Source organism: Bacillus sp. NS1 (assembly GCF_058248265.1).
Genome location: NZ_JBZAZF010000001.1, coordinates 187,805 through 209,072, shown reverse-complemented (window position 1 = coordinate 209,072; position 21,268 = coordinate 187,805). Strand labels below are relative to the sequence as shown.

General features: G+C 44.3%; 19 protein-coding genes and 3 pseudogenes. 6 read left to right on the top strand and 16 right to left on the bottom strand.

The window, feature by feature from the left end:
* Positions 1-54: 54 nt before the first annotated feature.
* The 3 genes and pseudogenes from AC4CV5_RS01090 to AC4CV5_RS01080 form a co-directional block, all read right to left on the bottom strand.
* Complete coding sequence (locus AC4CV5_RS01090) at positions 55-990, bottom strand: DMT family transporter (RefSeq protein ID WP_326222476.1); 936 nt, start codon at positions 988-990, stop codon at positions 55-57.
* Positions 991-1,057: 67 nt separating this feature from the next.
* Positions 1,058-1,517, bottom strand: a pseudogene (locus AC4CV5_RS01085) (SDR family NAD(P)-dependent oxidoreductase).
* Positions 1,514-1,645, bottom strand: coding sequence for a hypothetical protein (locus AC4CV5_RS01080; RefSeq protein WP_261311245.1), 132 nt, complete (start codon positions 1,643-1,645; stop codon positions 1,514-1,516). Before AC4CV5_RS01080 ends, AC4CV5_RS01085 begins: the two are co-directional and overlap by 4 nt.
* Positions 1,646-2,191: 546 nt before the next feature.
* Between AC4CV5_RS01080 and AC4CV5_RS01075 the strand changes: the two genes are divergently transcribed.
* A complete protein-coding gene (locus tag AC4CV5_RS01075; protein ID WP_148982310.1) occupies positions 2,192-2,956 on the top strand; it encodes a TerC family protein in 765 nt (254 codons plus the stop codon).
* 282 nt (positions 2,957-3,238) lie between these two features.
* On the opposite strand, the gene AC4CV5_RS01070 is transcribed toward AC4CV5_RS01075, so the two are convergent.
* From AC4CV5_RS01070 to AC4CV5_RS01010, 13 genes and pseudogenes are all read right to left on the bottom strand, one after another.
* Entirely contained in the window at positions 3,239-3,685 is a 447-nt protein-coding gene (locus AC4CV5_RS01070; protein ID WP_166846601.1) for a universal stress protein, read from the bottom strand.
* A gap of 102 nt (positions 3,686-3,787) precedes the next feature.
* Positions 3,788-5,197 carry an aryl-phospho-beta-d-glucosidase gene (gene bglH, locus AC4CV5_RS01065; RefSeq protein ID WP_166846598.1) on the bottom strand — a complete coding sequence of 470 codons (1,410 nt, stop codon included), beginning with the start codon at positions 5,195-5,197 and terminating at the stop codon, positions 3,788-3,790.
* A gap of 21 nt (positions 5,198-5,218) precedes the next feature.
* Positions 5,219-7,057 carry a PTS beta-glucoside transporter subunit IIABC gene (gene bglP, locus AC4CV5_RS01060; RefSeq protein WP_490921961.1) on the bottom strand — a complete coding sequence of 613 codons (1,839 nt, stop codon included), beginning with the start codon at positions 7,055-7,057 and terminating at the stop codon, positions 5,219-5,221.
* A gap of 416 nt (positions 7,058-7,473) precedes the next feature.
* Positions 7,474-7,861 (bottom strand): annotated as a pseudogene (locus AC4CV5_RS01055) (hypothetical protein).
* A 94-nt stretch (positions 7,862-7,955) separates the two neighbouring features.
* Positions 7,956-8,200: pseudogene (locus AC4CV5_RS01050) on the bottom strand (hypothetical protein).
* A gap of 10 nt (positions 8,201-8,210) precedes the next feature.
* A complete protein-coding gene (locus tag AC4CV5_RS01045) occupies positions 8,211-8,660 on the bottom strand; it encodes a hypothetical protein (protein WP_490921960.1) in 450 nt (149 codons plus the stop codon).
* Between the two features lie 271 nt (positions 8,661-8,931).
* Positions 8,932-9,219 (bottom strand): DUF2247 family protein, encoded by a 288-nt coding sequence (locus AC4CV5_RS01040; RefSeq protein WP_490921959.1) that lies wholly within the window; start codon positions 9,217-9,219, stop codon positions 8,932-8,934.
* A 166-nt stretch (positions 9,220-9,385) separates the two neighbouring features.
* On the bottom strand, positions 9,386-9,799 hold the full coding sequence (locus AC4CV5_RS01035) for a hypothetical protein (RefSeq protein WP_015483915.1): 414 nt from the start codon (positions 9,797-9,799) through the stop codon (positions 9,386-9,388).
* Between the two features lie 25 nt (positions 9,800-9,824).
* Positions 9,825-11,555, bottom strand: a complete 1,731-nt coding sequence (locus AC4CV5_RS01030) for a T7SS effector LXG polymorphic toxin (RefSeq protein WP_490921958.1) — start codon at positions 11,553-11,555, stop codon at positions 9,825-9,827.
* Between the two features lie 19 nt (positions 11,556-11,574).
* Positions 11,575-11,844 carry a YwqI/YxiC family protein gene (locus AC4CV5_RS01025; RefSeq protein WP_014481382.1) on the bottom strand — a complete coding sequence of 90 codons (270 nt, stop codon included), beginning with the start codon at positions 11,842-11,844 and terminating at the stop codon, positions 11,575-11,577.
* Positions 11,845-11,855: 11 nt separating this feature from the next.
* Positions 11,856-12,221, bottom strand: coding sequence for a YwqH-like family protein (locus tag AC4CV5_RS01020; protein WP_222142343.1), 366 nt, complete (start codon positions 12,219-12,221; stop codon positions 11,856-11,858).
* A 305-nt stretch (positions 12,222-12,526) separates the two neighbouring features.
* Entirely contained in the window at positions 12,527-13,945 is a 1,419-nt protein-coding gene (abnB, locus tag AC4CV5_RS01015; protein ID WP_490921957.1) for an arabinan endo-1,5-alpha-L-arabinosidase AbnB, read from the bottom strand.
* Between the two features lie 71 nt (positions 13,946-14,016).
* Positions 14,017-15,006, bottom strand: a complete 990-nt coding sequence (locus AC4CV5_RS01010) for a Gfo/Idh/MocA family protein (protein WP_490921956.1) — start codon at positions 15,004-15,006, stop codon at positions 14,017-14,019.
* Positions 15,007-15,251: 245 nt separating this feature from the next.
* Between AC4CV5_RS01010 and hutP the strand changes: the two genes are divergently transcribed.
* From hutP to hutG, 5 genes are all read left to right on the top strand, one after another.
* Positions 15,252-15,698 (top strand): histidine utilization transcription antiterminator HutP, encoded by a 447-nt coding sequence (gene hutP / locus AC4CV5_RS01005; protein WP_166846580.1) that lies wholly within the window; start codon positions 15,252-15,254, stop codon positions 15,696-15,698.
* A gap of 112 nt (positions 15,699-15,810) precedes the next feature.
* On the top strand, positions 15,811-17,337 hold the full coding sequence (gene hutH, locus AC4CV5_RS01000) for a histidine ammonia-lyase (RefSeq protein ID WP_490921955.1): 1,527 nt from the start codon (positions 15,811-15,813) through the stop codon (positions 17,335-17,337).
* Positions 17,334-18,992 carry a urocanate hydratase gene (gene hutU / locus AC4CV5_RS00995; RefSeq protein WP_490921954.1) on the top strand — a complete coding sequence of 553 codons (1,659 nt, stop codon included), beginning with the start codon at positions 17,334-17,336 and terminating at the stop codon, positions 18,990-18,992. The genes hutH and hutU overlap by 4 nt, the downstream gene beginning before the upstream one ends.
* Before the next feature lie 12 nt (positions 18,993-19,004).
* Positions 19,005-20,270, top strand: coding sequence for an imidazolonepropionase (gene hutI / locus AC4CV5_RS00990; protein ID WP_326222374.1), 1,266 nt, complete (start codon positions 19,005-19,007; stop codon positions 20,268-20,270).
* Entirely contained in the window at positions 20,263-21,219 is a 957-nt protein-coding gene (gene hutG / locus AC4CV5_RS00985; protein ID WP_373922772.1) for a formimidoylglutamase, read from the top strand. Before hutI ends, hutG begins: the two co-directional genes overlap by 8 nt.
* Positions 21,220-21,268 lie beyond the last annotated feature (49 nt).

Genomic DNA, 21,268 nt, shown 5'->3' with positions numbered 1-21,268 from the left:
AATTGACCTAAATCAAAAAAAGGCCAATTAGGCCTTTTTGCATTCTTTCTATCATTATTGAATTTGTTCCATATCCTTACCCTCAGCCACCACATCCGCCTTTCCCTGCCTCCTGACAAGCGTCAAGGCCATGCCCGCAAAGATCATCGCGATGCCTAGAGTTTGATAGAGGTCTGGACGGAAACCTGTGAAGACGGTATCGAGCACGATCGCAACAGCTGGGTCGAGGAAAACAATAATTGAAATAAATTTCGTTGATAAAAATCGCAAACTGTCAAAAAAAAGCAAATAGACAATACCCGTATGGATGATACCGGTAGACACCACCATGATCCAGTTCCCTTGAGACAGGTCGGCAAAAGCGCCGAAGTGAATAAACGGAATCAGGATGATGACCCCCAAACCAGTTTGCAAGAACGTGGTCGTGTAAGGGCTGAGGTTTTGTATGCCTTTCCCCAATAAAGTGGTGAACGCATAAAACAGTGCGGCGAGAACGGCCCAAATGATCCCTGATCCCATCAGCTGTGTCAATGAAGTGCTGCCGTTAATCCCGGAAATCAGCGCAGTTCCCAGAAAGCAGATGATAATGGAGCTGACGGAGATGACATTCAATCTCTCTCTGTAGATAATGCTCCCCAGGAGAAGAACAAGCACCGGTGCTAGGTGATAAACGGCGATGGCAATCGTGACAGACGTTTCTTCAAAAGACTTAAATAAGAACACCCAGTTAAATACAAGAAAGAAACCGCACGCCAATGTTTGCAGCACGTCTCTCTTTCTCCACTTTTCGGTTTTATACTGGCCGGACGCCAGCCAGCAAAAGCTTAAAAATAGCGTCGCGCATAGGCAGCGGACAAATACCAATTCAAATGAGGGGAGATTGGTATGCTCTGAGAAAAAGCCAATGGAGCCGAAAATGACCATAGAGATGACCATTTTGATTACGGCTGTTGATTTTTGTTTTGGTGTAATTGAGAGATCTTGCTGCATCAAGCGTATTCTACCTCCAGTTATGTATAGGGAAAAGCACCCCAACTGCAAGGTGCTTTTCCCTTTTTTATAGTTTCTTGCCGGCCGTCCAGCCGCCGTCTATGACAAAGTTTGAACCTGTAATAAAGTGCGCCTCATCAGAAGCCAAATACTTCATACAGGAAACAATATCACTCGCGCCCCCACGTATGAAGGGCAAGGTTATCTTTGATTAGCTGAACCATTTCATCATCTTGAAAATACTCTTTCGTTAATTCTGTTTGGATCACGCCCGGTGAAATGCTATTCACCCTGATCCCCTTTGATCCGAATTCCATAGCGAACTGCTTCGTCAGTCCGATGACCGCATGCTTGGAAGACACATAGGCAGCCCGCGCAGGCTCTGTCATCAGCCCGGACACAGAGGCGATGTTGATTATACACCCTTGTTTCCCTAGCTTAGACCACAGCCTTGCCGCGTCCCGGGAAAGAATAAAGGCTGCTGTGAGATTAATGTATATGACTATTTGAATGATTCGGCTGATCATTCTAGGACAGGGGTGATTTCCCTTATTCCTGCTGCTTTGATTAAGATGTCCGGAATCAATTGGCTTTGTTCAAGCTTTGGTATCAAAGATTCTGCCTGCTGGACATCAGACAAGTCTGCTTTTTCCATGTGACATTCACTGTTTACTATAGATTCTGACAATTATTCGTTTGAATATCTACTCCAACGACCCGAAAACCGTCCGCTAAAAATTATTTTACCGCCGAAAAGTTGATTGCCGTTCCGCTATTTGCCCCAGTAATCATTATATTTTTTTCACCATTTTACATTTCTGCTTTTTTTATTTTGGTAATTTTACATAATCTTGTATACTATAGTTTATTCATATAATTTAGCATTACGCCCCATCCTCCATTTTCCATATTTTTATCATACAGGAAATGACCCAAAAACTCATTTGCTTTTTAAGGAGAGAGATCATTATGGTTCAAGCTGCAGGTGCACGATGAAATGATCAGATGATTTTTTACATCTATATCTGTTCAAAAAAGACTCTTATTCCATTTTGTTCTAGGGTAATTTTTTTGTTAGCAAAAAAAAGCAACCCAAGAAATACCAACCTGCTCAATAGAGTTAACTATAAATGAGAAGGGTAATACTGTTGATATCAAAACTTTTACGGCACACTTTACGTTTTAGAAAGGAAAGATGTTAATGGAGTCTATCTGGCTGGAATATGCCTGGACATTGTTAATCTTAATCGGATTAGAAGGACTGCTATCGGCTGACAATGCCCTTGTATTGGCAGTTATCGCCAAGCATTTACCCAATGATCAGAAAAAAAAAGCGATAAATTATGGAATCATAATGGCATTTGCCTTCCGGTTTGCGGCGCTTTTTGCCATTTCGTTTATCGCAAATGTCTGGCAGATTCAGGCCATAGGAGCAGCGTATCTTCTATACCTGGGCTTAAAGCATGTGATTAAGGCCCGTTTCGGGAAAAAAAGTGAGAATATTCATGAGGAGGACAAAGAGGAGGCTGCCGGGAAAGGTTTCTGGCCCACAGTCGGGAAAATTGCTTTAGCGGATCTCGCTTTTGCCATTGATTCGATTCTGGCTGCGGTTGCTTTAGCTCTCGGGCTTCCGGATTCACCGCTTGATGATTTCGGCGGCATGGATGGAGGACAATTTATTGTTGTTGTCCTAGGCGGGATTGCCGGCCTTATCCTGATTAAGTTTGCAGCAACTTGGTTTGTAAAGCTTCTTAATCAGCGCCCTGCACTGGAAACAACCGCATATGCCATTGTGGCCTGGGTCGGTGTCAAACTGGTGGTCATTACCCTTGCCCATGAGGATATTGGAATCCTGGACCATCACTTTCCACACAGCACCACCTGGACGCTAATCTTCTATGGCGTATTAGTGGCCATTGCTTTATTCGGTTGGTTTGCGCCGGCCAATAAATCATCAAAGAAATAAAGATATATAAAGCAACAATGAATAGAAAACTGGAAAGTATATTGGGGCATCTAAACATATTAGTACTAATATTTGAAACCAAACAAGATAGAGGCGTCATCCCTTACTGATCAAGGGAGCGCCTCTTTTGGATATTGTTGTTTTAATAAAAACAAATTTTTTAAAGGTTGTGTTTAATGAACAGTTTACGAAATTGTGAATAAGCAAACTCTCTTCTAGCTATTTAAATACAGTAAGTCTCGGATGCTGGCCATTCGCTATATCAGATATTTGAATTTTTATCTATCGAACAATCAAAACCGGACAAGGCGATAATTGAGACACTTTATGGCTGACACTTCCAAGCATCATTTCTTTTAAGCCGCTGATGCCCCGGCTGCCGACTACGATCAGGCTGACGCCTTTCTCTTTTGCTGTATTCAGAATCTCATGCGCCGGCTCTCCATTCGCATAAATGATTTCAGCTTGAACACCGTTCTCAGCTGCTTTTTCTTTTGCGTTCTCAAGGATTTTTAGGCCTTCTTTTTTAACCTCGTTCCTGATTTCATCAATAAAACGCTCAGGCACATAGACAATTCCCGTCAGAGAAGAAGTCGTGACGACGGCTTCTCTCCCCACATGAAGGATGCTTAGTTCCGCCTGCTGTTCTTTGGCCATATGCACTGCGGCATCAAGCGCTTTTGCACTCATGTCTGATCCGTCAATCGCAACTAACATTTTGTTAAACATGCTCTTCCCGCCTTTCGGACTGTGGGTGGTTCATCTTTCTCTTTTATTGTCTGCCTGCTTCCTCTTATTGTCAATTGAAGTGCATGCGTTTTCAAAAAGTTGTCAGAGACTTTCTCCGTTTGTAGCGATGACCTGCTGATACCAGCTGAAGCTTTTTTTCTTAATGCGGTTTAATGTTCCGTTTCCTTCATTGTCCCGGTCCACATAAATGAAGCCGTAGCGTTTTTTCATTTCCGCAGTAGATGCGCTGACAAGGTCAATTGGCCCCCATGATGTGTATCCGATTAATTCAACGCCGTCCGCAATGGCTTCGCGCACTTCAATTAAATGATCACGCAGATAGTTGATTCTGTAATCGTCCTGAATCGTGCCGTCATCCTCAACCTTGTCGACAGCGCCCAGGCCGTTTTCCACGATAAACAGAGGCTTCTGATAGCGATCGTATAAGGTGTTGAGCGTGATTCGCAAGCCTTTCGGGTCAATCTGCCAGCCCCATTCCGATGATTTCAAATAAGGGTTTTTGACTCCGCCCAGCAGGTTGCCCCCTGATTTTGCAAGATCTTTAGGATCAGTGCTTGCCGCCATCGACATGTAATAGCTGAATCCGATGTAATCCACCGTATGTTCTTTCAAGATCTCTTCATCGCCTTCAGCCATTTCAATTTCAATATTGTTTTCTGCCAGGAAGCGTTTCATATATCCCGGGTACGCGCCTCTTGCCTGCACATCCGAGAAGAAAAGTGTTTTGCGCTCATTCTCCAGTGCCGCGAAGACGTCCTCCGGCTTAGATGTCATCGGGTAGGTTGTCGTAGCTGCAATCATACAGCCGATTTTCGAATCAGGGATGATCTCGTGACCCGCTTTGACGGCAAGAGCACTGGCCACAAATTGGTGGTGTGCCGCCTGGTACATCGCGTTTAATTTGTTTTCTCCTTCTTCAAAGACAAGGCCGCCGCCAGTAAACGGCGCATGGAGCACTACGTTAATTTCATTGAACGTCATCCAATACTTCACTTTGTGTTGATAGCGCTTGAAAACGGTTTTGGCATAGCGTTCGTAAAACTCTATGACCTTGCGATTCTTCCAGCCGCCGTAATTCTTCACTAAACCTAGCGGCATTTCATAATGAGAGATGGTGACGACAGGCTCAATCTGATGCTTTAACAGTTCATCAAATAGATCATCATAAAATGTGAGGCCTTCTTCATTTGGTTCCTCTTCATCACCATTCGGAAAAATTCTTGTCCACGCAATCGATGTACGGAACGCTTTAAAACCCATCTCCGCAAACAAGGCAATGTCTTCTTTATAACGATGGTAAAAATCAATTCCGGTGTGATACAGATTTAAAGAAGTCATCGATTCATCAAATGGAGACATGATGCCGTTCGGTGATACATCAGCTGTCGAAAGCCCCTTTCCGCCCTCGTTATAAGCACCCTCCACTTGGTTGGCAGCAACTGCGCCGCCCCATAAAAATCCTTCTGGAAACCGTTTTGTATTTGAACTCATATTGATCACCCCATCAGTTTTTTAAGATAAAGCAAGCAGCGCTTCTTTTGTCTGCACTTTGCCGATTTCTTTCACCGGCGAAAACGAATATTGATCTGTATTGGTCACGATCACCGGGGTAATGACGTCATATCCCGCGGCTCTTATTTGTTCCAAATCAAAGGACACGAGCAGATCTCCCGGTGTGACCTTGTCGCCTTCTTTGACGTGAGCCGTGAACCATTGTCCCTCGAGTTTTACCGTGTCCAATCCAATGTGTATGAGGATTTCAGCTCCCTGATCACTCGTAATGCCAATTGCGTGTTTTGTTTTAAAAATGGTGGTAACGCTTCCATGAACAGGCGAAACAACTTCTCCTTCTTCAGGCTCAATGGCAAATCCTTTTCCCATAATTCCAGCAGAAAATACCCCGTCATTGACTTCGGTTAATGCTTTCACTTCTCCCTTAATCGGGCTGTGAATGATTTCTCCGCTGCCCTCATAGCTTTTTCCTGCAGCCGGCTGCCGGCTGCCGTCAGACGGTACATCCTCGAATCCAATCAAATACGCAGCGGCTGTTCCCGCCGCGAAAGCAATCACAAGACCGATCAACGCGTAAATAAACGTCGGGCCGATAAAGACAGGGATACTCGGCAGGCCCGCATTCCCTCCGACAATATAGGAAGCGACACCTGTCATGCCGTAAAACGCGCCGCCGGCTGCACCGCCAAGTAAAGCGGCCGCGAACGGTTTTTTCAATCGCATATTTACGCCGTACATCGCGGGTTCTGTAATTCCCATTAGTGCCGTAATGCTCGTAGTAAGCGCAAGTGATTTAAACTTTTTGTTTCTGGAGCGAAGGAAAACGGCAAATGATGCCCCCGCCTGCCCCATATTCGCCAAAAACATCGCTGGCAGCAAATAGTCGTGCCCATTCTGGACAATGTTGTTGATCATGATCGGCACAAGAGCATAGTGCATACCTGTCATAATGATTAAAGAGAACGTTCCGGCAAGCAAAATCATCGCCAAAAGTCCTGCATGATCAAACAAATAATTAACGCCAGTAGACAAGTATTCGCCTAAAATAGCACCAAGCGGTCCAACTGTTATCAGTGTCAGCGGTACGACAATCAATAACGTCAATGTCGGAACCACTATCAATTTGAGAGACGAATGTGTGAAACGGTCAATCCACTTTTCCACGTAAGAAGCAATCCAAATCGCCAGCAAAATCGGAATAACCGTAGAAGAATACGTGGCTGCGGTTACAGGAAGCCCGATAAAGGAAATCGGTTTCCCCGAACCAAGCAGTGCCGTCAAATCCGGATGCAGTATCGCCGCTGCAATGGCTGCCGCTACGTATGGATTGCTTCCGAATTTTCTCGCCGCACTCATCGCTAGTAGGAGTGGCAGGAAGTAGAACGCGCCGTCACCGACAGCCGTCAAAATGACATGAACCTGGCTCTTCTCCGCCATCCAGCCAAACGTAACCGCTAGTGCAACAAGCCCTTTGATCATCCCCGCTCCCGCAATCGCCGGCAGAATCGGGGTAAACACACCGGAAATCACATCAAAAACCGCACTCAGCACATTCTTTTTCTGAGATGATGAACCAGCGCTCTTTTCATCACTGAGATTGCTGTGCTTCAGCATCGCCTGATACACCTTCGGCACATCGTTCCCGATAATAATTTGAAACTGCTCGCCGCTGATATTGGTGCCCATCACACCCGGCAGCTGCTCCAGCTGACTGCGGTCCGCCTTCGAGTTGTCATAAAGATTAAAACGCAGCCTCGTCATGCAATGAATCACGCGCTGAATGTTTTCTTCACCGCCTACGAGTTGTAATATGTCTTTCGATAATTTATCATAATCCATGTGTATACCTCCTTTTTATGGGGGACTGCTGGATGAAAGGTGGCCGCCTTTCACCAGCTTTTTTTGTATCAAATGCCGCATCACCTCCTAAATGAGAATAAAAAAAACCTAAATGACACAGAATGCGAGAGTCTCCTCCTGCACCTGTACCATTTAGGTTTTGCCTGCTTTCGCAGTAACAATCCTGACGGGTCGCTTTATTTGTTTGTAGGTATACTTTAGCACTAGAATTATGGGATGTCAACGCTTTCATTTTTGGTTTTTGAACTACTACTTTACTATTTAAATAACATTGTTTTTAATTTATCTAGCTCTACCACAAGAGGTTTTTGATAGCTATCAACTAGATAGTTTTCAAAATATGCACGTAAAGCTCCTTTTACTAAAGCTATTAAATCTCCTTATTTTCTAAATCCTTAAACTGAATCTCTTAAAAATTCTATGCTTATCCTGTCAATCTTTATCTCAACATGTTCCCCAATCAAATAAGGATATTCTGAAAAATACTCATCTTCATCGGTAAGAACGATTCCTGCATCAATTGAATCCTCTTGTAAAACCCCTCTAATATAATATTGATAACCTAAACCAATTCGCTTTAAATCTTTTATTCCTTCTTTATTTTCACAAATAATTAACTCGTCCAAAATCGTAAAACCAATCAATACAGGATATATTTTCCCAACCTTCAATTTCATAAGGAAAAACAGATGAAAAACCCATGAATTCAATACCTTTAATCTCGAGGTTCACTTCCTCTTCGATATGTGGATCAAGTCCTTTAACAAGCGCTTTATATATTATAGGAGAACCTCTTTGATTTTTATTATATTGAATAAGATAGAGATTTGTTTTTATACATTAAAACCTTGAAGACGTTTTGCCAATCAAGGTTTTATCATATGCTAAGACTTTCTGGAAATACACCGCCTTCTCTTACTAAACAAACTGCTAATCTTTGTGCAACTCGATCAAAATAAAATGTTGACGGGAGATCTTTATTAGGAATTTCTTCTAACTCTGAAAACTTCCTAGTTATTTTATTTAATTTCATTTTGCCATAGTATTTTCATTAGGCCCGAATTTGTAAACCACACTTTCATCATCTTCATATTCTTTTAGTAATAAAATGAATGCCGCCATTGTTTATTCCTCAATTAGTAAAATTCAATTCACTGCACTTTTCTTTTATCCATCCCATTCTTTCATCAGCTTCCTCTGTTGCTAAAACACCTCTTTTGTTTTTGTACTTAATATTTTCTTTTGCCCAGATTAAAATGATCTTGGTATATTTCACCGTCTCTATTGTGCATATACTATCTCCTTCATCTTCATCTGTAAAAATATCTTCAATCACTGTTTTATGTTTATAAGAACTAATTAAATTTAAATTCCCGCCACTTTCGAATATTGGTAATTCCCCAGACAATACTTTTATTAATTGTTCAATTTCTTCCTTTATGCTATCGAAATCGCTAAATATATCAGATCCTAACGAATTACTAATAAGGTAACCATTTTTAAGTATTTTCTCTTTTTCGAAATCCAAAATGACTTCATCATAATTATCTTTATATTCAATTGTATATTTATATTTGAGCAATTAAACTATCTCCGTTATTTCTTATTCAACGTTAGGTGGTGTACATTAACACAAGCAAGAAATTGAGTCTTTTCCAATCCTAATTAATTGAGAATTATTTGCTTTTCAGTTTCCAGAAATTCTTTCAGTAGTTCTTTTACTGTATATTTCGAATCAGAAGGATAATAAAACGCATCCGATACAGTTCTAAAAAATTGTGCATATGTTCAGGTGTGTTAAACATAAAAAAATGTTTTCAATATCGCTAAACACCATATCATCAGAGGAATTATTATATAACATTCAAAACACTGTATAACCACTTATGATACTCTCTATTCATGACTTCAGAAGAGCCGTCAGACACTATTAGTTCTAATAACCCATCTACTTTTTCTTCAGTTTGTTCCCACGCCAATTCAAGGATATTCTCATTTTTAATATTAGGGTTATTCTCTAAATGATTAACTGCATAATTTGTAACTTCTTGTGAAGAAATTAACTTAAACTTTCTGCCAATAAACAATGTAATCCAGTTACATTCAAATTCATTTTTCTTGATTATCTCAACTGTATACACCCTCTATCTATTCCCTTGTGGTTTGTTTTACCTGATGCCCTTAAAGTTGAGGAGCTGATTCTACAATAGGAAATTATTCCCCCCCATATCAAAGTGTGAGAATAAGCTTTAAAATGTTATCATTTACTTTTAAGCATTGTTGCATAAACAATTCTATAACAAATTATTAAGAATGAACCTTCTCAAGAAAGTCTTCAAGTATTTTCTTTACTGGGGCACTTGCTTTTGGCAACTTATCATTTATTCGCTGAAGTATGGATGGATCGTTCAATATCATTTGTTTACTCTCGGGAGTCACAAAGCTTCTTAGAGAATCTATGCATACCTCAAATAGCTCTTCGTTATCAATACTAAGTAGTGATAGTAATATTGAAAATTCATGCGAACTTCCGTTATTATCCATACAGTATGCCAGTTTTTTTTGCCATTCCAAAGGTTTAGTAAGTGCTTCGTTTTTTAATTTTCCCCAATCATCTGCTCTAAAATCTGACAATATATCACTTGCAATTATACAACCATCATCGTACCATGAGTCCTCAGTTGTTTCAGCAGATAAAAGATTATCCAATTCTCTATACATTTTTTATCACCTTTCAATTTACATCTCAAAAACCTGATGGACGAGGCGCATTTACCTTTCCTGTTGGGTAACCAGTAGTTACATCGTCACCATTTTTGATAACATCTATTTCCACTCCATTTTTTGATGCTCTATGCCAAGTTGATCTATCCCTCAACCTTGTAGATATAGGTGGTGTATTTCCAACCTCTATAATACTCTTAAGAATCTGATCATCATTCCACGATTCCGGAAATAATGTACTCTTTTTAATTTTAGAAATATTACCATCTACAAATTGCTTAGTAAACATAACATTTTTCGTCCCATCTGCATTAGTAGATAGTACTTCCACTGCGAAATTATCATTAGTGTTGTTTATACTTGAGGAATGTCCACCTATTAAAATATTTTTTGGAACTTTACGTTGTCCTTCCAATATTTTCGCTTCCATATCTGAGCTAATAACCGTCTTTGAAGATACCAATTTCCTACCTTCACTCGCACCCTTTGAAGCAACCTTATTAACTTCACCCTTACTTTCCTTCTCCGCAACATGCTTAGCCACATCTGTGACAACACGTTTCCCGCCTCTGACCGCCAATTTTTTAATAGCGCCCTGAGGACTTACCCACTCAATAAATTCATACTGCGTTCCAGCCAAAAATGAATCCAGTGACTTAGCTCCGCCTACTTTATCCTCTGGTATGTAAGACACTTCTTCTAGCCGCTTTTTCCCTCCAGCGTAGAGTTCTCTTACGATCTGGCCATTTTCATATACATAATATTTGCCGCCGACGTAGTCGATGCTTGCAGTATCGCGAGTTAGTTCGTCAATCACTTCTATCGTATCTATCTTTTTTAACCCTTTATGATTATATAGTTTATCATTTATCACCCGTATGTCTCCATAGACTTTCGGGTGGGCTGTTGCTTCCTTCTGTAATACCGTTAAGTTACTGTCATCAGCATGAATCTCACGCTCGATCTTCAGTTGTTTGCCATCCTTCATCACGGTATCAACGTTGGACTGCTTATGTTTTTCTAGCTTCTTCAGCATCATCTCCATCGGAGAGTCATCCGCCTGCTTCATTTGCGAGTTTATGGCGCCGAAGCTTTGGTTGATCTTTTCTTCTTCCTGTGATTTCAAGATCGAGCCGCTTTTATAGCCCGTAATTTCAATTTTCGGTCCGGTGTACATGGTTTCGAGCTGGTCCATGTATTTTTTCATTGTTTGAAAATCTGATTTTGCGGTTTCTAGTGCTTGGGCTTGCTGGCCGTCAAATTGAAAGAGCTTATGTAGGGTGTCTGTAATCAACCGTTCAGCCTGTTCTGTTTCCATCCGAAAAATGGAATCATTGACTGTCGGCAGGCTGACGATGTGGTCGATGGCTGATATCTGGCGATTCACTGCGTCAGTGAGCTGTTCTGTTACTTCTCGTGCATGTTTGACCCCGTGTCTCGCATCGTGTGAGAGAAAAGCCTCTGCGATCATGCCGTGGGAGTCAGATTCTACAGAGGCAATCGCATGCTGTGTTTGTTTCAGCACTTTTTTGTATTCGTCAATAAACATGCCAAAGAAAAGGAGAAAAGGCTTGTGGCATTCTTCGTAAAAGGTCCGGATGGCATCTCCGCCTTTTCCTTTTAGCGCATCCTTCATGCCTGCCAGATGCTCAACGCTTTTTTCCAGCTTCTCCAGCTGCCGTTTTTGCTTGTCCAGTTTCTCAATCGTATGCTGAATGCCCTCGTAAAGAGCGTGGACATCTAATGTTTTCAATCCCTTGTCCTCCCGTGCTTTATTTCATGGAAGATGATATGTTTTCGTCCGTTTCCTTCATCGCGTTTACAGCACTTTCCGTTTGTGCGATATGCTTGGCCAAAACAGACGCATATGCTTCAGTGAGCTCCTTGATATCCTCATTTAATTGCTCGATGGACTTCACAACATTCAAATGGTTTCGTCCTGAGAGATGGCCGGGCAAGGAGGACTTGAGTTCCGCTGAATTCTTAAGCTGAGAGAGCCCTTGCTTCACTGTGCCGTAGACCATTTTAATTTCCTGTGCCATTTGTGCTCACCTCACTTTTTATGTTTTTCCTTCTCTATTTCATGCTCTATCCTCGTGATTTGGCGTCTTATAGAATATATGTCTCCCTCTAATGAGTGGATTTTTCCTTCTATGCTTTCGATAATTCCACTGACTTGTTGGCTTTTGATTTGATCGTACGATTTGTTCATTCCTTCACGAATATCTTCAAACCGCTCCGCATGTGTTCCTCTCCATGCCTCCCGGTTAAGATGAGGCCGATGAATGAGATGCTGGGCCTCTGAAAATTCGTGTTTGATTTGCCTGATTTCGTGCAGCACTCGTTTTAACTGATGGATTTGTTCCTGTTTTTCATGTAAGTCGGCTTTTACCGAATGTAACAACATTTCACTATGCATGCCGCAACACCTCGTGTTTCTATCAAACTGTGTAAATTCTTGACAATACAGACTATTTTCATATTACATGATGGGTCATATTGGATAAATAGGTAAAAAGGTTTGTCTTGAGGAATGTTATCCCGGTTCTAAATAGCTAAAAATTCGATTTGATGACTTTATAAGAAGGAAAATCATCATAAGAGGGACTTTTCGTTCAGGTCTTGAACCCTGCTGTTGCTTCTGTTTTTTCTCTCGCTCAACCGTTTCTTATAGTCAATAAAGCTCATAAAAAAAGCGCCTTCTCTAGAAGGCGCTTCTCCATCTTATTTAGATCCCCAAACAGCCTCACCGCTGCCATTCAACACACTAAACGTCATCACGTTCTTCTCTCTCACCGAATCCCACTGCTCTAAAAATACTCCGCTATACTTCTTGCCGGCTAACGTGATATCAGCTGTATTTTTTCCAGTTTTCTGCCACGTTCCCGTCATTTCCCCGGAAATGGTGTGATCTTTGTTGAGTTGGATGTTGATGGTTTTTTTGATGTCTGCTGAGATGTCTTTTCCGTGCTGAATGAGCTTGTATGTTCCTGTGACGTCTTTTTGTTTTACTTTTTTCAGTGTTTCTCCTGCGTAACGATATGGCGCTGCTACCGGCCAGCCGTCCTTGTTCATGAACATTTGGTGGACTCTGACTTCGTGTTCTTCACCTCTCCCCGGGAAGCGGGTGTGGAAGATTAAATAGGAGCGTCCGGTTTTTTCATCATAGTATGCTGAGTTGTGGCCTGGTGAAACGTACCCGGTTCCTTTTTCTCGTTCTGTCTCAAATGAATAGCTGCCCATGAGTTTGACGCCATAAGGTTCGATTGAGCGGTCGTCGAAGAATGTGCCTTCTTTGCCGCGGACGTCAAGCATCGGGTTTCCTTCTGCATCATAGTAAGGGCCGTCAGGTTTTTTGGAGCGGGCCACACGGATGTTGTAGCCGCCTGTTGCGTCAAGGCCGCCAAATGACAGGTATAAGTAGTAGTATTGGGTGTCTGGATTGTAGAGAACATAAGGGCCTTCGATTCTGCTGTGGTTGCCGCCGAGCAGTTTTTTGCCGTATCCCTGCCCAGGAAGCGGGAAGCCTGTTTTCGGATTCATTTCCAGAATGAAAATGCCGCCTGAGTATGATCCGTACACCATCCATAGCTTGCCGTTTTTATCAAAGAAGGTATGCGGGTCTACGACATTCGGATGTTTGGTTGCGTCATATGGTGTTCCATCATTGCTTGTGCCTTCCATGCCTGATTTCAAAAAGATGCCTTTGTTTTTGTACGGGCCTTCGATGTTATCAGCGACGGCGACACCCAGAGCTGATCTTGGCGAATCGCCGCGGCAGGCGTTGTAGTACATATAGTATTTGCCATCCGCCAGCTGTGTGACGTCAGCCGCCCACAGGGTATTGGATTGCGCCCATTCAAAGGTGTCTTTTAATTCTTCGTAGACATTCGGAATCAGAGGATTGTCGTTGCTTACACTGGTGGTCAGCTGCTGCCATTGCATGAGGTCATTTGTTTTTGCTGAAGCGAGATGAGATCCAAAAACATAAAAGGTGCCATTTGTTTCAATGATGGAAGGGTCATGGACGCTGGCTTCTGTAAATACGGATTTTTCTGCCTTTTGTGCATAAGCAGAGTTTGGCAGGGTGAAGGCCATGATAAGGGCTGCAAGAAAACATACACGGAACAATCGGTTGAACATCTAAACAATTCGCCTCACTTTTTTATTAAATTTTTAAGCGCTTACATTTTCTATGAAGAAACATCGGCCCGTTATGAAAGGCGGATGTTTTCATATTCAAACGGGTAGGTGATTCCCCACTGTTCTCTGACATTGTCCATAATGCTCATGACATCAAGGGAGAGACTGATGGTCTGGCTGCCTGTTTGATGCAGGACTGCTGCTTGCATATCCTCTACTTCATAGTTCAACCCTTTTGCCGTTTCTCCTTCTTCAATCACCTCTGTTTTTCCATTTGCGTACGTAATAAGTGCTTTGTCTGGCCTTGTAAAGTCGTCGACTGTGATAAAGCCATTTTCTCCGGCAACTACGCCTCTTTTTGGCATTTTGGCTCTCATTGTCAGCGATATGACAGCCATTTCATTGTCAGCGTTTTTTAAGATGATGCCTGATTGCTCGTCTACACCTGTGTCAGTCAGCTTGGCGGTGCTGAGGATTTCATTCGGCTGGCTCGTGAGAAAATACCTCGCGAAAGAGAGTGCATAGGCGCCTGTATCTAAGAGTGCGCCGCCAGCCAGTTCTTTATTAAAGTACCGGTTTGTGACGTCGTATGGCTTGCGTGTTCCAAAGGAGACTTGAACCATTTTAAGAGGCCCGATGCGACCCGACTTCACGATGTCACGGAGTTGTTTGTACAGCGGCATATGATAGATGGTCATCGCCTCAGATACAACAAGCTGTTTTTCTTTGGCCAAGCCGCTGATCTCCTTCAACTGTCTTGCATTGACGGTAATGGCCTTCTCACAAAGAACATGCTTGTGATGCTGAAGGCATTTCGTCATATATTCATAGTGATTAGAATGTGGAGTGGCAATGTAGACAATATCGACATTCTCATCTTGCAGCAGTTCTTCATAGCTGCCGTATGCTTTTTCGACATGATGCTCCTTGGCGAACGCCTTGGCTTTGTCCAAGCTTCGTGACCCTGCGGCATAGACCGTTCCGTTTACTTCTTTCAGCGCTTTGGCGAAATCTGAGGCGATTGCGCCAAGGCCTAGTAATCCCCAATTTAAGCTCTTCACTGCACTTCGCTCCTCTTCTATTTGAAACTTATATTTAGAGTACGACAGCCGCCGCCCGCACTCCTGTCTGGCTATGGGGTAGAATGTGCTGAAAGAAAACCCGTCCTTTTTTTCTATATCACGCTATTACAATAGCAATCTAACTTGTTAAAGACTGTAAAAAACCTTTTGACTTCTGATTCGGGAACAATTAATATAATACTCAGTTAATAGTTATCAGAATTTTTAGGAATTGAGTGATTCATATGACACTGCACAAAGAGCGCCGGATCGGCCGACTGTCTGTTCTTCTGCTGCTGAATGAAGCGGAAGAAAGCAAACAGGTCAGGGAGCTGGAGCGAGACGGCTGGAAGGTCTGTCTCGGCAAGGTAGGATCAATGGACGCGCATAAAGTGGTAGCCGCAATTGAAACCGCTTCCAAAAAGAGCGGTGTCATTCAATCTGAGGGTTATCGCGAGTCACATGCGCTTTATCATGCGACGATGGAGGCTTTGCATGGCGTGACCAGAGGTGAAATGCTGCTTGGATCGCTGCTTCGGACGGTTGGTTTGAGGTTTGCCGTTTTGAGGGGGAATCCTTATGAAAGTGAAGCGGAAGGCGATTGGATTGCTGTCTCGCTTTATGGAACAATCGGGGCGCCGATTAAAGGCCTAGAGCACGAGACATTCGGAGTTGGAATCAATCACATATGAAACAGCCCATAGATCATAGGCGATAGGGGGCTATGCGTGAAATCAGATGTTCACAGCATAGCCCCTTTTTGTATGGGCGCTTTATCAAAGTAAAGACAAAGGAGTTGGGCTTATGGTGATTTTAGACGGTTCTTCATTGACAACAGCCGACGTCGCGCGTGTGCTGTTTGATTTTGAAGAAGCAGCGGCTTCAGAAGAAAGTATGGAGCGCGTGAAAAAAAGCAGAGCGGCAGTGGAACGGATTGTACGCGAAGAAAGGACAATCTACGGCATCAACACCGGATTTGGCAAATTCAGTGATGTCCTGATTCAAAAAGAAGACTCGGCGGCGCTGCAGCTGAATTTAATTCTTTCTCATGCCTGCGGAGTCGGCGACCCTTTTCCTGAGTGTGTTTCCCGGGCAATGCTGCTTTTGCGCGCCAATGCTCTGTTAAAGGGTTTTTCCGGTGTACGTGCTGAGCTGATTGAACAATTGCTTGCCCTTTTAAATAAACGCGTCCACCCTGTCATCCCCCAGCAAGGATCACTTGGCGCGAGCGGGGATCTGGCACCGCTTTCTCATCTGGCACTTGCGCTGATTGGCCAAGGAGAAGTCTTTTTTGAGGGTGAAAAGATGCCGGCAATGACGGGATTGAAAAAAGCCGGGATTCAGCCGGTATCGCTGACATCTAAGGAAGGGCTTGCCTTGATTAACGGGACTCAGGCCATGACTGCTATGGGTGTGGTCTCATACATTGAAGCTGAAAAACTAGCCTATCAAACTGAGCGCATTGCCAGCTTAACGATTGAAGGGCTGCGGGGAATTATAGATGCGTTTGACGAGGATATTCACTTAGCCCGCGGCTATCAGGAGCAGATCGATGTCGCAGAACGAATTCGCTTCTATCTATCTGACAGCGGCCTGACAACCTCTCAGGGAGAACTGCGGGTCCAGGATGCATATTCATTGCGCTGTATTCCGCAAGTACACGGTGCGACTTGGCAGACGTTAGGCTATGTCAAAGAAAAATTAGAGATTGAAATGAATGCCGCTACGGACAATCCTCTTATTTTCAATGACGGTGACAAAGTGATTTCTGGCGGAAATTTTCACGGACAGCCAATCGCCTTTGCCATGGATTTTCTGAAAATCGCAATATCAGAGCTTGCGAATATCGCAGAGCGCCGGATCGAAAGACTTGTGAATCCACAGCTGAATGACCTGCCGCCGTTCCTAAGCCCTCATCCCGGTCTGCAATCCGGTGCAATGATCATGCAGTATGCCGCGGCTTCACTTGTTTCTGAAAATAAAACACTGGCCCACCCTGCAAGTGTCGATTCTATTCCGTCATCCGCGAACCAAGAAGACCATGTCAGCATGGGAACCATCGCCGCTCGGCATGCTTATCAGGTGATCGCGAATACAAGAAGAGTCATTGCGATCGAAGCGATTTGCGCATTGCAGGCGGTTGAATACAGAGGCATAGAACAAGCAGCGTCCTATACCAAACAGCTTTTTCAGGAAATGAGGAAAATCGTGCCGTCCATTCAGCAGGACCGTGTTTTTTCCTATGACATTGAACGCTTGACTGACTGGCTGAAGAAGGAATCTTTATTACCTGATCATCAGAATGAAGAACTAAGGGGGATGAACATATGACTGATGTAAAAAAATCAATCCGTGCCAACAAGGGAACAGAGCTCGAATGCTTAGGATGGGAACAAGAGGCAGTGCTTCGGATGCTTCGAAACAACCTTGATCCGGAAGTCGCCGAGAAGCCGGAGGACCTCATCGTATACGGCGGGATTGGCAAAGCCGCACGGAATTGGGACGCTTTTCATGCCATTGAACATTCCTTGAAAACACTAAAAAATGATGAGACCTTGCTCGTGCAATCCGGAAAGCCCGTTGGCATGTTCCGTACTCACCCGCAGGCGCCGCGCGTGCTTTTAGCAAATTCTGTTCTTGTTCCGAAGTGGGCGAACTGGGAGCATTTCCACGAACTTGAGAAAAAAGGGTTAATGATGTACGGGCAGATGACAGCGGGCAGCTGGATTTACATTGGCTCACAAGGCATATTGCAAGGAACCTATGAAACTTTCGCTGAGCTGGCGAGACAGCACTTCGGAGGAAGCTTAAAAGGAACATTGACGCTGACAGCCGGTCTTGGCGGAATGGGAGGCGCCCAGCCGCTGTCTGTCACGATGAATGAAGGAGTCGTCATTGCCGTCGAGGTTGATGAGAAACGTATCGACAAGCGGATCGAAACAAAATACTGCGACCGAAAAACAGCCTCGATTGAGGAAGCCTTAGCGTGGGCTGAAGAGGCAAAGCTGGCAGGAAAACCTCTATCCATTGCTCTTCTCGGAAACGCGGCTGAGGTTCACCACACGCTTTTGAACCGTGGCGTCAAAATTGATATTGTAACTGATCAGACATCTGCCCATGATCCATTAATCGGTTATGTTCCCGAGGGCTATTCGCTTGATGAAGCCGATCGTTTGCGCCAAGACAATCCAGACCTTTACGTGCGCCTTGCGAAGCAAAGCATGAAAAAACATGTAGAAGCGATGCTGGCCTTCCAACAAAAGGGCTCTGTTGTATTTGACTACGGCAATAATATCCGGCAAGTCGCAAAGGATGAAGGCCTGGAGAACGCCTTCGATTTTCCGGGGTTTGTCCCTGCCTACATCCGCCCCTTATTCTGTGAAGGAAAAGGACCATTCCGCTGGGCGGCGCTTTCCGGTGATCCGGCAGATATTTACCGTACGGATGCGTTATTAAAAGAACTGTTCCCGGAAAATAAAGCGCTTCACCGGTGGATCGATATGGCACAGGAAAAAGTCACTTTTCAAGGCTTGCCGTCCCGTATTTGCTGGCTTGGATATGGAGAACGAAAAAAGATGGGCCTCGCCATTAACGAGCTGGTCAGAAACGGGGAGCTAAAAGCGCCTGTTGTCATTGGGAGAGATCATTTGGACTGCGGGTCTGTCGCCTCACCAAACCGGGAGACAGAAGCGATGAAGGACGGAAGTGACGCTATCGGCGATTGGGCTGTGTTAAATGCGCTTGTCAACACGGCGGCGGGTGCAAGCTGGGTTTCCTTCCACCATGGCGGCGGTGTCGGAATGGGCTATTCCCTGCATGCCGGCATGGTCGCGGTTGCCGATGGAAGTGAGCTGGCTGACGAGCGGCTTGCCCGTGTCTTAACGAGCGATCCGGGAATGGGCATTATCCGTCATGCGGATGCAGGTTATGAACGTGCCGTTGAAGTAGCAAAAAAACAAGACATTATCGTGCCAATGCAAAAATAAAGGAGTGATGACATGCCGAAACAAATTGATACGATTCTCACCAACATCGGTCAGCTTTTGACGATGGAAAGCAGCGGCCCCCGCGCAGGCAAAAGCATGCAGGATCTTCATGTGATCGAAGACGCTGTTGTCGGCATCCATGAACAAAAAATTGTGTTCACTGGAAAAAAAGGGGCTGAAGCCGGTTATGAGGCAGAGGAGATTATTGACTGTTCGGGACGGCTTGTAACACCGGGTCTCGTCGATCCGCACACCCATCTTGTATTTGGCGGATCTCGGGAAAAGGAGATGAATCTTAAGCTTCAGGGCATCTCATATTTAGATATTCTGGCGCAGGGCGGCGGGATTCTGTCTACTGTCAAACACACCAGGGCGGCTTCAGAGGAAGAGCTGCTGCAAAAAGGCCATTTTCATTTGCAAAGAATGCTGTCCTACGGCACGACCACGGCTGAAGTGAAAAGCGGCTATGGCTTGGAAAAAGAAGCAGAGCTGAAGCAATTGCGTGTCGCAAAACAACTGCATGAGCACCAGCCTGTTGACCTTGTCTCCACGTTTATGGGAGCCCATGCAATTCCTCCCGAATATCAACACAACCCAGATGAATTTCTGGATCAAATGCTTTATCTGTTGCCGGAAATCAAAGAGCAAGAGCTCGCCAGCTTTGCAGATATTTTTACAGAAACAGGCGTTTTTACCGTCAGTCAATCCCGCCGCTATTTAAGAAAAGCGGCTGAGGCGGGGTTCGGATTAAAAATACACGCAGATGAAATCGATCCGCTTGGAGGAGCTGAATTAGCAGGTGAACTAAAGGCTGTCTCAGCCGACCATTTAGTAGGTGCCTCAGACGAAGGCATAAAGAAATTGGCTGAGGCAGGAACGATCGCCGTCCTCTTGCCGGGCACGACATTTTACCTTGGCAAAAGCACATACGCCAGGGCAAGAGACATGATTGATGAAGGTGTACGTGTCAGCTTGGCAACGGACTTTAATCCCGGCAGCTCGCCGACTGAAAATATCCAGCTGATCATGTCCATTGCCGCGCTCCATCTGAGAATGACTGCGGAAGAAATATGGCATGCGGTCACAGTCAATGCTGCATACGCCATAGGAAAAGGAGAGGAAGCCGGTCAGCTCAAAGCCGGCCGAGCAGCTGATCTTGTCATTTGGCAAGCCTCGAATTATATGTATATTCCGTATCACTACGGCGTCAACCATGTACATCAAGTCATGAAAAACGGAACCATTGTAGTCAACAGGGAGGGAGCCATTCATGGATAAATACCCTTTTCTCAGAGAGGCTGGTTCTTCGTTTAAAGACCGGGATGTAACAAAAATGAGCGACCTGATAGCAAAATGGAACGGCCAAGGCATTAAGGGGCCGGCATTGATAGGTGTCCCCCTATCAAAATCCTCTATCAGTCATTCGGGCGCTTCCTTTGCTCCCGGAACAATCCGACAGGCACTGAAACATTCATCGGCCTATTCTGCGGAGCTTGGCGGACATGTCGTATCAGATCTTCTTTACGATCTGGGGGATATCGATATTCATGTCACTGATATCGTCAAGTCACATCAGCAAATCTTCCATACCATACACGCTCTTCTGTCGGATCATCCAGATTGGGTGCCGCTCATACTCGGTGGGGATAACTCCATCAGCTACTCCACCATAAAAGCGATTGCGCAAACGAAAGGAACGACGGCAGTTATTCAATTTGATGCCCATCACGATGTTCGAAACACGGAGGACGGGGGGCCGACAAACGGCACTCCCTTCCGCCGCCTTTTAGATGAAGAGATCATTGAAGGCCAGCATTTGATCCAGCTAGGGATCAGAGAATTCAGCAACAGCCTGGCATATGAAACATATGCGGAAAAACATAACGTGAACATTCACACGATGGGCATGATTCGTAAAAAAGGACTAGTCCCGACGATAAAAGAGATTTTGCCTGCCATTCAAACAAGGACAGACTCCATTTTTATTTCAGTTGATATGGATGTCTTAGACCAGTCTCATGCACCTGGCTGTCCAGCGATTGGCCCGGGCGGTCTCTATACAGACGAATTGCTCGAAGCAGTCAATTACATCACACAACAGCCCAATATTGCCGGAATTGAAATCGTTGAAGTCGATCCTACCCTCGATTTTCGAGATATGACAAGCAGAGCCGCAGCTCACGTTCTGCTGCACGCATTAAAAGGAATGACATTCTCTCCGTCCTAATGATCTTCTGCAGTTTGTATTTCGGGTACGAGAAACTCATCTGCCTAAT

Bases quoted from the DNA above. Each gene is read 5' to 3' on its own strand.
- AC4CV5_RS01090 (WP_326222476.1), bottom strand. From the start codon at position 990: ATGCAGCAAGATCTCTCAATTACACCAAAACAAAAATCAACAGCCGTA.
- AC4CV5_RS01080 (WP_261311245.1), bottom strand. From the start codon at position 1,645: ATGGAAAAAGCAGACTTGTCTGATGTCCAGCAGGCAGAATCTTTGATA.
- AC4CV5_RS01075 (WP_148982310.1), top strand. From the start codon at position 2,192: ATGGAGTCTATCTGGCTGGAATATGCCTGGACATTGTTAATCTTAATC.
- AC4CV5_RS01070 (WP_166846601.1), bottom strand. From the start codon at position 3,685: ATGTTTAACAAAATGTTAGTTGCGATTGACGGATCAGACATGAGTGCA.
- bglH (WP_166846598.1), bottom strand. From the start codon at position 5,197: ATGAGTTCAAATACAAAACGGTTTCCAGAAGGATTTTTATGGGGCGGC.
- bglP (WP_490921961.1), bottom strand. From the start codon at position 7,057: ATGGATTATGATAAATTATCGAAAGACATATTACAACTCGTAGGCGGT.
- AC4CV5_RS01035 (WP_015483915.1), bottom strand. From the start codon at position 9,799: ATGTATAGAGAATTGGATAATCTTTTATCTGCTGAAACAACTGAGGAC.
- AC4CV5_RS01025 (WP_014481382.1), bottom strand. From the start codon at position 11,844: ATGGCACAGGAAATTAAAATGGTCTACGGCACAGTGAAGCAAGGGCTC.
- AC4CV5_RS01020 (WP_222142343.1), bottom strand. From the start codon at position 12,221: ATGCATAGTGAAATGTTGTTACATTCGGTAAAAGCCGACTTACATGAA.
- abnB (WP_490921957.1), bottom strand. From the start codon at position 13,945: ATGTTCAACCGATTGTTCCGTGTATGTTTTCTTGCAGCCCTTATCATG.
- hutP (WP_166846580.1), top strand. From the start codon at position 15,252: ATGACACTGCACAAAGAGCGCCGGATCGGCCGACTGTCTGTTCTTCTG.
- hutH (WP_490921955.1), top strand. From the start codon at position 15,811: ATGGTGATTTTAGACGGTTCTTCATTGACAACAGCCGACGTCGCGCGT.
- hutU (WP_490921954.1), top strand. From the start codon at position 17,334: ATGACTGATGTAAAAAAATCAATCCGTGCCAACAAGGGAACAGAGCTC.
- hutI (WP_326222374.1), top strand. From the start codon at position 19,005: ATGCCGAAACAAATTGATACGATTCTCACCAACATCGGTCAGCTTTTG.
- hutG (WP_373922772.1), top strand. From the start codon at position 20,263: ATGGATAAATACCCTTTTCTCAGAGAGGCTGGTTCTTCGTTTAAAGAC.